Source organism: uncultured Sphingomonas sp., from assembly GCF_913774285.1.
Lineage (GTDB): Bacteria > Pseudomonadota > Alphaproteobacteria > Sphingomonadales > Sphingomonadaceae > Sphingomonas.
Genome location: NZ_CAJYHX010000025.1, coordinates 72,343 through 83,415 on the forward strand (window position 1 = coordinate 72,343; position 11,073 = coordinate 83,415).

The following is an 11,073-nucleotide window of genomic DNA, read 5'->3' on the forward strand; positions in this document are numbered from 1 at the left end:
CTCAGCTCAGGTCGTGCAGGTCTTTGCCGAGCGGCGGCGTGATCCGGAGATTCGAAAAGCGGACCTCCAGCCCCTCGCGCTCGGGCGTGCAGGCCGTCGGCCCGACCTGATAGGATGGCGCGATCGGGAACGGCGCCAGCCGCACGAGCGGCCAGGTCTTGCCGTCGGCCGATACCTGCAGGCGCAGCACGCCCTTGGCCACGGTCGCGCGCATCCAGAAATCGGCGGCATCGGCCGCATAGGGCCCGGTCGACCAGTCCGAACGGCCATCGGTGAGCACGCTGCTCAGCATCGCGCGACCGTCCGAAAGCTCGATTCCGGCCTTTACCCAGCGCCGCTCGTCGATGCGCACCATGATCCCGGCCTGGTCGTACAGCTTCTCGTAGCGGCCGCGGATACGCAGCTGCGCGGTGAACGCATCGCCGGTCGGGAAACCGAGAAAGTGGCCGCTGTCGCGGGTAAAGCCGTAATGCGTCTCGCGCCAGAAATCGGTGCCGCGATCGGTGACCAGGGTCAGGTCGCCGGCGGCGTCCGCATGCCATGTGCGCGGCGCGTTCAGCCAGCGCCCGTCTTTCCGCCCCAGCGCCCCCGTCTCAGGCGCCGCCGCGCGTGCAACCGCCGGCAGCCCCAGCGCCATCGCGCCTCCCAACACCGTGCGGCGCGACCAATGCGCTTCGTCCATCTTCCTTCTCCTCCGATCTTCGCTACGGCAGAATGCCCGAGCCAGGGCTTGGCGCGATGTGTACATTTGTACACAAGAAGAATGCAACGGAGTTTTTGGCGTGTCCGACGGACAGACCAGACGGAACGACCCGGATCGGCGGCACCGCATCATCGCCGCGGCGCTGGAAGTGATCGCCGCGCATGGCGTGCCCAACACCACCCACCGCCGCATCGCGGCGGCGGCCAGGGTGCCGCTGGGATCGGTCACCTATTATTTCGAGTCGCTGGAGACGCTGCTGACCGAGGCATTCCTTCAGCTGGCCGAGGAGTCCTCCGATGCCTTCCGTGCCCGCATGGCGGCGGCGACCGATCGCGACGCGGCCTGCGAGGCGATCATCGACATCATCGCCGGATCGGTATGGGCCGAGCCGCGGACTTTGCTGCTCAGCTACGAGCTCTACGCCTTCGCGGCGCGCCATCCTGCCGTGTCGGCAGTGATGCAGCGCTGGATGAGCAACAGCCGCGCCGCACTCGAGCGCTTCTTCGACCCGCTGACCGCGCGGGTGCTGGACGCGCTGGTCGAAGGCATCGGTATCCATAATTCGATCGACGCCGATCCGCTCGATCGCGACGCGATCCGCGACATTGTCCAGCGGCTGACGGCGCCCGGCCGCGACTGAGGTCGATCAGGCGAGCCGATCGCCCATGCGTTCGCCGAGCCGCACCGCCCGCTCGGGCGCCCAGCTCCCGTCGAATGCGATCACGCCGGGGCGGAACAGCATCACGACGGTCGAGCCGAGCAGGAAGCGGCCCATCTCGGCGCCCTGCTCCAGCACGATGTCCTGACCGTCATAGCGCCATTCGCCGAGTTTGCCGGTCCGCTTGGCGTTGACGACGCCGTGCCACACCGTCGCCATGCTGCCGACGATCGTCGCGCCGACCAGCACCATCGCGAAAGTTCCGTGCTCGGCGCTCTCGAACACGCAGACCACCCGCTCGTTGCGGGCGAACAGGTCCGGCACGCCGCGCGCGGTGACCGGGTTGACCGAGAACAGGCTGCCGGGAACATGGATCATCCGCGTCAGCCGGCCGGTGCAGGGCATGTGGATCCGATGATAGTCGCGCGGCGACAGATAGAGGTTGGCGAAGCTGCCGTGCCGGAACGCGGCCGCCAGTTCGGCATCCCCGCCGAGCAGCGCGGTGGTGGTGAAGCGATGCCCCTTGGCCTGGACGATGTGATGGTCGTCGATCGCCCCCAGCTGGCTGATCGCGCCGTCCACCGGGCTGACGAAATCGGCATGGGCGAGCGGACGGGCGCCGTCGCGCAGCGGCCGGGTGAAGAAGTCGTTGAAGCTGGCATAGCCCGCGACGTCCGGCTCGGCGGCCTCGTGCATAGCCACGCGGTAGCGCGCGACGAACCGGCGGATCAGCCAGCGGGTGACCGCTCCGCCCCGTGCCCTCGCGACGAAGCCGGCCAAAAGGGTCAGCCGCTGTTTCGGCAGGGCATGTTGCAACAGGACGGCAAGGCGTTCGGACATCGGGTACTTTCGAGCTTCGGAGCGTCGCTGTAGCAGCCGATCCCGCCGCAAGGCGAGCGTTGCGTGCTCCCAAAAGGCGGCGGCCTGCAGTGCGGGCGGGTCAGGAACGTCTGAGCAGCGCGGTGATGGTCCGCCGCGGGTCCGAAGCCGCTGCTTGCCACGATGCAGCGATGTCGCCCGCATGCAGGCAGTTGGCCGGGTAGAGGATCAGGCGGTTGAAGGCGAGCCTAGCGTGGCCGGTTCGGACGAACGCGGGGCTGTCGCCGTCGTGATACGCCTTTGGCGGCAAGCCATGGGCCTGGCCGTCACGGGACAATGCCTGGCGCCATAGCGGCACGCGTTCGGCGGTGATGCGTTCGAAGCCGGTCGCGCGGTGCCGGTAGAAGCTGGTGCCGCCATGGGGTGGAGCGCACAGATAATGGACGGCCGCCAGGATCGTGTCCGAGCAATCGTCGAAATGCGGGATACGCTGAATCGGCGCAAGGCGTGCGGGATCGTCGCTGGCAACCGCGAAGCTCGCCCGCACGAAGGCGAGGTCTTCGCCGACCATTGCGGCCGCCCTTTGCACCAGCCAATCGGCATATCCCTCAGGCACCGGGGCGCGCAGGCCGGGATAGAAGTCGCCCTCCTCCCGATCGAACCTCAGGCCCTCCGCCGCCGCCACCAGTGAATCGGGCGCGTGATGCGCGTCGTCGCACAGCCACAGCGGCACTTGCTCCGCGCCCACCCGCGTCGCAGCGATCATGTCCCCGCCGCGAACCACGCCGCCTCGGCGGCAATCCGGGCGTTCTTGCGCCGCACCAGCCCCGCCACATGATCAAGCGACAGCGCCATTGCCGCCAGCACCATCACCTGATCCCAATCGCCGAGCGCCGCCGCCCTGCGGCCCAGCGCACGCTCGTCGATGCCGTAGAGGCCGGACAGCGAGGCGGACGTTCCGTTGTGGAAGGCGACATCGAGCTTCACTTCGGTGAGCAGCCGGTGTTCGGTGATCAGTGCGACCAGCGCCGCGGTGGGCGCCTGCTCCGCCACCAACTGGCCGAGGATTGCCTGGACCGACTGGAGATAGGCGCTGTCGCTGCCGTCGCCTTCGACGATGCCGACCGGGCCGTCTGCGACGATCGCCGCGCTGTCGCTGTCGATGCAGACCTGCCCTTCCAGCGCGCCGCTGCCGACGAAGAAGGGCAGCCGCAGCAGGTTGAGCGGCACATGATCGGCATCGAACCTCGCGCCGTCCCAGAACAGATTCTCCTGCGGCTCCAGGCCAAGCAGCGCGGCTGGGTAGAATTGCCCGGTCTCGCCGTCCTTGGCGAGGAAGACGGGAAACTGGCTCGCCACCTTGCGGATCTCGCCCGCGACCAAGGGCACGAGGTGGACGCTCGCCGCCGCCGCGAGCGCGCGGGGCGGATCGAGCCGCAGCCCGGCATGGTCCTTGCGGGTCAGTTGCATCAGATTCATGCGCTCTCTTTCACGGCAGGCGGGGGATCAGACGGGCTGGAAGCGATACTGCGCCAGCTTGTCGAGCAGCGCGCGGTTGGTGGGCATCGCGGCACCCAGCCGCTGCTTCATCGCGGCGACGCGCTCGAACGCATCCTCCGCGGCGTGCCGGGCGGCCAGCGCCGCGGGCCGGGACGCGGTGCGGAAGCCCATGCCGTAGAGCACATATTGGTAGCTCGCCGCCGGGAACATCTCGTGCGCGCTGGCGAAGTCATGCTCGCCGGGCGGGGTGTGGCGCCACAGCTCGAGCAGGTCCTGGAGCGGCTGGGGGATGGTCGCGGGATCGCGATTGTCGCGCCAGAAGGCGGTGTCGTCACGCTCGGACAACATATAGTGGAGCTTGAGGAACTCGATGATACGGTCCCAGCGATAACGCGTCATCTCGTTGAAGCGGCGCGCGACGATGTCCATCGCACTGCGGGTCGCTGGCATCGCGCTGGCGATGTAGTCGGCCGAAAGTTCGATCAGCACCAGCGCCGAGGCCTCCAGCGGCTCGAGAAAGCCCGCCGCCAGCCCGACCGCGACGACATTGTTCTTCCAGAACGTCTCGCGGTGGCCCGAACGGATCGTGATCTCGCGCGGAGTGAGGTCGGCGAAGCTGGGGCCGACATAGGCGGCAAGCGCTTCCTCCACTCGATCGGCGCCGGCATGGCGGCTGGAATAGACATAGCCCACCCCGCGCCGGTTCTGCAGGCCGATATCCCAGATCCAGCCATGGTCCTGCGCGGTGGAAACGGTGTGCGAAACAATCGGCGCGTCCTCGCGCTCGTAGGGCACCTGCACCGCCAGCGCGCGATCGATGAACAGCACGTCGCTGCAGTCGATAAACGGCACGCCCAGCGTCTGGCCGAGCAGCAGCGAGGAAAAGCCGCTGCAATCGACGAACAGATCGGCGGCGATGCCCCCGTGCCGCTGGCCGATAACGGCGGTTACGTCGCCATTCTCGGCCTGCTGCACCTCGACAATGTCGTCGTCGACATGGCGCACGCCGAGCTTGCCGACGCAATGCTCGCGCAGCATCTCGCCCAGCCGCACCGCGTCGAGATGATAGGCATAGTTGGCGATGCCGCCATATTCGGGTGAGGTGATCTGCTTGGGCGCGAGATGGTGCTCGCAGAGGAATTCCTGAAAGCACACCGCATCGGAGAAGGACGGCGCGCCCGCCGCGTCCGCCTGCGCATTCCAGAATGGCGCCAGGTCCACCGCCGGAAAGCCTTCGGGCAGGACCAGCGGGTGATAGTAGAAATCATCGGCAGCGCCGGTGCGCCAGCCGGCGAACTTCGCACCCTGCTTGAACGAGGCCTTGCAGGTCCGCAGGAAGTCGGTCTCGGAAATGCCGATCTTGCGCAGCGTGTTGCGCATTGTCGGCCAGGTCCCCTCGCCCACCCCGATGATGCCCAACCGCACGCTCTCGACCAGCGTGACCTGCAGATCGGGCCCATGCCGCGCGGCGATCAGCGCGGCGGTGAGCCACCCGGCAGATCCTCCCCCGACGATGCAGACCGACTGAATATGCCGACTCATCAGATCCCCGACATTCCTCTCTCGCCTATCGGTTTAGCATGATTGCGCCGCCGACAAAGGCGGCCGGACAGGTTTCCCTGCCCGGCCTCGATCCCCGGGTGCGTCCAATCAGAAGCTGATCCGCGCGCCCAGCTTGAACCGCCGCCCGGTATCCTCGGCATTGAGGAACTGGTTGGCGTAATAGGCATATTTGAAGGCGATCGACTTGGTCAGGTTGGCGCCTTCGGCGAAGACCGCCACCTGCGGGTTGATGTGATAGGTGAGGCTGGCATCGACCTGCGAATAGGCGCGCACCTGGGTGACCGCCTGGCCGGCGCCGTTGAGCGGCGGCGGGGCGAGATACTGGAGAAAGTGGTCGCGCCAGTTGAATGCCACCCGCGCCTCGATCCCGTGCGCGTCGTAGAAGGCCACCGCATTGGCCGAGTTGGACAGGCCGGTCAGCGCGAACTTGTTGCTGAGATCCTGCGGGTTGAGGTGGCGGTTGGACCCGACCAGCGTGCCGTTGAGCTGGAAGCCGAAGCCGGTGTCGCCGAACGCGTGCTGCCACGCGGCCTCCAGCCCGGTCACCGTCGCATCCTGCCCGTTGACCGGGGCCGTGATGGTGAACTGCGCCGGGAGCCCGGTGGCCGGGTCGAGCAGGGAACCGGATACGCCGGCAACCGGTCCGGTGGTCTGGTTGAGCACGATGAAGTTGTTGACGTTCTTCAGATAGCCGCCGAGCGACACATAGCTCGACCGGCCATAATAATATTCGAACGACACATCGAGGTTGCTGGCCTTGAACGGCTTGAGATCGGCATTGCCGCGGCTGGCGGCGAAGTTGCCGGGGCGCAGCGTCACCAGGGTCGTAACCGGCGAAAGCTGCTCCAGCGTCGGCCGGGTGATCGTCTGCGAGGCCGCGAAGCGCACGGTGAACGCGTTCGACACCTGCCACTTCAGCGCGATGTTGGGCAGGATGTCCGTATAGTGCGTCGTACCGATGGTGCGGGTCGTGCCCGAAGACGTCGAGCCATATTGCGTCTGGTCGTTGGCCAGCTTGACCAGCGCGGTATAGGCGGTGGCGAGGCCGTTGACGTTGGTCGAGGTATCCTCGAAGCGCACGCCCGCGACGATCGAGATCGGCCGCCCGGCAACCTCTCCGTGCCATTCGGTTTCCAGATACCCGCCGATCACCCGCTCCTTGACGATGGTGTCGTTGACCAGCGGTGGGGCGAAGGTGAAGCCCGGCCCCTGCTGCGCGGTGATGGCGTTGAACAGTGCGGGCCCGTCGAAGGTCTGCCACTGGGTCGGTAGGCGATTGGAGCCGCTCACCCCCGAGAGGAAGTTGCTGCCGGCGTTGAAGGTGGTGATCGCCACGCCCGGGGGCACCGGCAGGTTGTAGCCGCAGGTGGTGCAGCCGGTACCGCCGTCGTTGGAATAGAGCGACGTATCCTTCTTGTCCTCGGACCAATAGAAGCCACTGCTGGCCTTCACCAGTCCTTCCAGCCCGTCGCCCTTGTAGGTGAAGTCGGCACGGCCCTGCTTCACCTCGTCGCGGACGCCATAGCCGCGCAGCAGCATCACGTGCTGGCACATCGGCTGGCCGTCGCCCACCACGGTGGTGCTCCCCGGCCGCCCGGAATCGGTGACGGCGCTGCCGCAGCGGCTGGTTGGGTTGGCGAAGGTCGGCAGGGTCTCGGTCTGCCAGGGCAGACGCGAGCCGTCCGACTGGTAGCGCGACGATCCGGTCAGATAGCCGAGCAGCGCCAGATAGGCTTCCTTGCCGCCATTGGGATCTTCCTTGGCGAGCGAATAGGTGCCGTCGAGGCTGGCGGTGATTGTCGGCGAGATCTGCCACTCGACGTTGAGGCCGACGGCGCGTGTGTTGGTGCGCTTGTCGAACTTCTTGTCGTGGAAGTCGGTGGCGATCCCGGTCGCCTGGGTGAGGTCGATGGCGGTGCCGTTGGCGTCGGTCTTGACGTTGGTCAGGTTCGACGCGGTGAACCAGTGGCCGTAGGAGCGCGCGTCGGTGGTGTTGGTGAACTTGGTGTAGAGGCCGTCGGCGGTTACGGTCACGGCGTCGCTCGGGCGATATTGCAGCACCAGCGTGCCGCCGATCCGCTCGCGGTCCTCGCGCGTGACGCGGGTGTCGAAATTCTGCGGGATGAAGACGTTGCCCTGCGGATTACCCGAGCCAACGGCGCCCTTGCCGCCATTGACCTCCGCCGCGGGAATGGCGGGGTTGATCAGCCAGCCATCGGTCACTGCCTGCTTGAGTCGGGTAAAGCGGCGCTGATAGCTGCCCGAGAGCAGCACGCCGAGCTTGCCGTCGGCGAAGGTGTCGGCGAACAGGAAGGAGGCGTCCGGCGCGCTCTTCTTCGCATTCTCGTCATAGTTGACGTCGACGGTCGCGCCGAATTTCAGGCCCTTATAGTCGAAAGGCCGCGCAGTCTTGATGTTGACCGTCGAGCCGACGCCGCCCGACTGGTAGCGCGCGGTCGAGGATTTGTAGACCTCGACGCCCGAGACGAGCTCGGATGCCAGCGTGTCGAAGGCGAAGGCGCGGCCCGATGCTTGGCTCGGGTCGGTCGGCGTGGCGACCTGGCGGCCGTTGACCAGCACCGTGTTGAACTCCGGGCCGAAGCCGCGGACGGTGATGAAGGCACCCTCGCCGCCCGAGCGGTCGATCGACACGCCGGTGATGCGCTGGAGCGACTCCGCCAGGTTGGCGTCGGGCAGCTTGCCGATGTCCTTGGTCGAGATCGCGTCGACGATGCCCGATGCCTCGCGCTTGATCCCGCGCGAATTGTCGAGGCTGGCGCGCAGGCCGGTCACGACGATCGCGGGATCGTCCTCGCCCGCCACTTGCGGCGGCGCCGCTGCGGTGGACTGGGAGGACGCAGGCGTCGGGGACTGCGCCTGCGTCCCCCCGCTCGGCGCGCTCAGCGCGAGCTTCGTGCCTGTGGCGGGCACGAGACGGTCAGGGGCGGCTTTGGGGACAACGGCGTAGGTCCGCGGGCCGGTCTGGCGCGCGACCAGCCCGGTGCCGGCGAAGAGGCGATTGAGCGCGTCACCCACCGTATATTCGCCGCGCACGCCGTTGGTGCGGACCGATTGCGTCAGCCGGCGCGCCGCGATGATCTGCACGTCGGCCTGATGGCCGAACAGACCGATCGCGGTCTCGGCTGGCTGCGCATCGATGGAAAAACGCTTGGTTTGCGCGGCAGCTTGTGCTGCCGCAGGCAGTGCGACCATGCAGACGATGCTCGTGGATGCGAAAAGCACCCCACGCAACGTGGCGTTCGCCATGAAACCCCTCCCTGTTCATTCTACTTTTTGTCAGGTCTTTGTGACCTGTACGTACCTAGAGACCCGGCGCTGGATTTTCCTTCACGCAAATTCTTCCACTGTGCGGATTTTTTCGATCGGCCGATTACAGGGTGCGCGATTTGGCCGCACGCTGAATACGTATGAAGCGGGGATCGCTGGTGTTGACGGTCAGATCGAGCGCGTTGCGGACGGCCTCGGCGAAGCCCTCGGGATCGTTGATGCGGAACAGCCCGTCGAAGCGCTCGCCCGCCGCATCGGGATCGGCGATGACGATCTGGCGATCGTTATAGCGGTTGAACTCGTCGGCGGCGTCGGCGAGGGTGGTGCCGTCGAGATCAATCATGCCGCTGCGCCAGGCGAGCGCACGGTCAACCGACGACGGCTTGTCGGTTTCGTAATGGACGATGGCATGGTCGTTGATCAGCGCGCATTGCCCGGCGGTGAGCCGCACGCGCTGCGCCTCCTCCCCGTCCGACCAGGTCTCGACCACGCCTTCGGTGACCAGCACCTCGACGCCATTGTCGCGCTTGCGCACCGAGAAGGCAGTGCCGATCGCCTTCGCCCGCACCTTGCCCGAGGCAACCACGAACGGACGGGCGGCATCCTTGGCGACCTCGAACCAGGCCTCGCCCTGCGCCAGCTCGACTTCGCGGGCGCGCTTGGCGATGCGCACCTGCAGCTCGGTACCCGAATTGATCGTCATCACCGATCCGTCGACAAGCGGCACCCGCCGGATCTCGCCCACCTTGGTCACATAGCCGACGCCGCGCCCAGGGAAGAGCCAAGCGCCGACGATCCCGGCAGCCGAGGCCGCGAGCAGCCCTCCCAGCACCCCGCGTCGCCGCCAACCCGGCGTGCCGGTATCCAGCGGCACGTCATTCTCCACGGCGGCCTGCGGTTCGAGATGGGGCACCTGCCAAAGAGCCTGGGTCCGAAGCAGCAGGCCGTGTCGACGCGGGTCCCGCGCCAGCCAGTGCTGCAGTTCGGTCTCGTCCGCCTCGCTCCAGGCGCCGCCATCCATGCGGGCGACCCACAGGGACGCGGCGTCTTCGTCGCTCGGGCGGCTGGACTCGCTCACAGGATGCCCGCCTTGCGGCCGACCGGGGAAGCTTCGGCGTCGACCGCGCCCGTTGCGGCAGACCAGCCCTCGCGGATGGCGCGCACGCCGATCCAGACCTGTTTCTCCACCGCTTTCTCGGTCATGCCCATATGCGCGGCGATTTCCTTCTGCGACCAGCCTTCGATCTTGCGCAGTTCGACGATGCGACGGCAGCGTTCGGGCAGGCCCGCGATCAGCGCCATTACCCGCTCATAGGCGAGACGAGTCGAGACCTGCTCCTCGGGCGAGGGAGTCTGCGTGTCGCGGAAGCTCTCGATCTCGCTGATCGCCTCGAGGGGGACGACCTGCTGGCGCTTGAGCTTGCGCAGCAAAAGGTTGCGCGCGATCGAGAAGAAATAGGCGTGCCCGCAATCGATATGGTCGACCGAGTCCAGCGTCGCGATCCGGCAATAGGCTTCCTGCATCAGTTCATCCACATCCTCGGGCGCCAGCCGTCGGCGCGCGAACCAGGTGCGGATGCGGCCCTCGTGCGGAACGATCTCGCACGCGACCCATCGCGCCAGAAGTTGGCGGCGCTCCAGCGCAGATTTCAGGTCGCGTGTCGCCGTTCCCTCCTATGGCTTCGCGCAGCTATTCTATTTGCCCTCAGAGAGACCTGGGCTAGCGAAATCCTTCGCGAGAAGAGGTGATTTTGTGGCCGCTGTGCCCGCAGGGTGTCGTGCCCTTGCCGGGATGGCAACCCTCCGGCGCAGGCTGTATGGGCGGATGATGACCAGTTTCCTGCCGCGTTCCTTGAAAATGATGGCGTTGGCTGCTCCGATCGCGCTGCTGCCGGTCACGGGATTCGTCAGCGCGAGCCACGCGATGATTACCCTGGAGCCGAGGCCGGCCGCCCTCTACGCCGCGGATCTGACCGAAGCCGTAGCGGGGGCCAAGAAGCGGCCTTTCCCGGCCCGCGTGCCTGGGATCGGCGGTATGGCATGTTCGCTTGCTACCCTTCGCGGGAGCAGCCCCGCCTCGCGCGCCTTCCAACTGACTCTGCCTGCCGACCAGGTCGCGCGAAAACATGTGCTGGTAGTGGTGACGCCAGAGCGGGGGCTGCTTGAACTCTATTCTCCCTATGACGGCGATACCGTTGAAGCAGACGACATCCTGCTGCCGTCGCAGGCCCTTTCCTGGGCGAAGGCGCGTACGCGACACCGCTTCGCCGTGAACACGGACGATCTCGACGGGCTGCGCCGCGGCCGGACCACGGCAGAAGCCATTTTCCTGGAGCCGGGTCGCTACCGATTTGCGCTGGTCAACGGCATCGACGCCGCACTGCTCCGCGCCAATCGCGCAAGGGTTCAAGTGACAGCGGCCTGCTCGGTAGACTGGGCGCCGCAGGTTGCCCGACGGTAGAAGCGAGGCGATGGGGTAACTCGGACCTTCCCCCTCGCAGTGAACGAATTTTCACGCGCTCGCGAAGGCCTGCTTTGCCGC

Annotated in this window: 10 protein-coding genes; 2 read left to right on the forward strand and 8 right to left on the reverse strand. The window is 66.9% G+C overall.

Annotated features, from left to right (window positions below; genetic code table 11):
• Position 1: 1 nt before the first annotated feature.
• Positions 2 to 682: a DUF1349 domain-containing protein gene (locus QZ670_RS12255; protein WP_294255706.1), complete on the reverse strand. Its 681-nt coding sequence runs from the start codon at positions 680 to 682 to the stop codon at positions 2 to 4.
• Positions 683 to 782: 100 nt separating this feature from the next.
• Between QZ670_RS12255 and QZ670_RS12260 the strand changes: the two genes are divergently transcribed.
• Positions 783 to 1,343 (forward strand): TetR family transcriptional regulator, encoded by a 561-nt coding sequence (locus QZ670_RS12260; RefSeq protein WP_294255709.1) that lies wholly within the window; start codon positions 783 to 785, stop codon positions 1,341 to 1,343.
• Positions 1,344 to 1,349: 6 nt separating this feature from the next.
• Here QZ670_RS12260 and asd read toward each other — a convergent pair whose 3' ends face one another.
• The 7 genes from asd to QZ670_RS12295 form a co-directional block, all read right to left on the reverse strand.
• Positions 1,350 to 2,201, reverse strand: coding sequence for an archaetidylserine decarboxylase (asd, locus tag QZ670_RS12265; protein ID WP_294255712.1), 852 nt, complete (start codon positions 2,199 to 2,201; stop codon positions 1,350 to 1,352).
• A 100-nt stretch (positions 2,202 to 2,301) separates the two neighbouring features.
• Positions 2,302 to 2,946, reverse strand: coding sequence for a DUF6445 family protein (locus tag QZ670_RS12270; RefSeq protein WP_294255715.1), 645 nt, complete (start codon positions 2,944 to 2,946; stop codon positions 2,302 to 2,304).
• Complete coding sequence (locus tag QZ670_RS12275; RefSeq protein ID WP_294255716.1) at positions 2,943 to 3,659, reverse strand: SapC family protein; 717 nt, start codon at positions 3,657 to 3,659, stop codon at positions 2,943 to 2,945. Before QZ670_RS12275 ends, QZ670_RS12270 begins: the two co-directional genes overlap by 4 nt.
• A gap of 27 nt (positions 3,660 to 3,686) precedes the next feature.
• On the reverse strand, positions 3,687 to 5,222 hold the full coding sequence (locus tag QZ670_RS12280) for a tryptophan halogenase family protein (RefSeq protein WP_294255719.1): 1,536 nt from the start codon (positions 5,220 to 5,222) through the stop codon (positions 3,687 to 3,689).
• A gap of 108 nt (positions 5,223 to 5,330) precedes the next feature.
• The gene (locus QZ670_RS12285; protein ID WP_294255721.1) at positions 5,331 to 8,510 is read right to left on the reverse strand and encodes a TonB-dependent receptor; all 3,180 of its coding nucleotides are present in this window, start codon (positions 8,508 to 8,510) and stop codon (positions 5,331 to 5,333) included.
• Between the two features lie 124 nt (positions 8,511 to 8,634).
• Positions 8,635 to 9,609 carry a FecR domain-containing protein gene (locus QZ670_RS12290; RefSeq protein ID WP_294255724.1) on the reverse strand — a complete coding sequence of 325 codons (975 nt, stop codon included), beginning with the start codon at positions 9,607 to 9,609 and terminating at the stop codon, positions 8,635 to 8,637.
• Positions 9,606 to 10,184, reverse strand: coding sequence for a sigma-70 family RNA polymerase sigma factor (locus tag QZ670_RS12295; RefSeq protein ID WP_365894646.1), 579 nt, complete (start codon positions 10,182 to 10,184; stop codon positions 9,606 to 9,608). The genes QZ670_RS12290 and QZ670_RS12295 overlap by 4 nt, the downstream gene beginning before the upstream one ends.
• A gap of 175 nt (positions 10,185 to 10,359) precedes the next feature.
• On the opposite strand from QZ670_RS12295, the gene QZ670_RS12300 reads away from it, so the two are divergent.
• Positions 10,360 to 10,992 carry a hypothetical protein gene (locus QZ670_RS12300; protein ID WP_294255728.1) on the forward strand — a complete coding sequence of 211 codons (633 nt, stop codon included), beginning with the start codon at positions 10,360 to 10,362 and terminating at the stop codon, positions 10,990 to 10,992.
• The last annotated feature ends 81 nt before the right edge of the window (positions 10,993 to 11,073 follow it).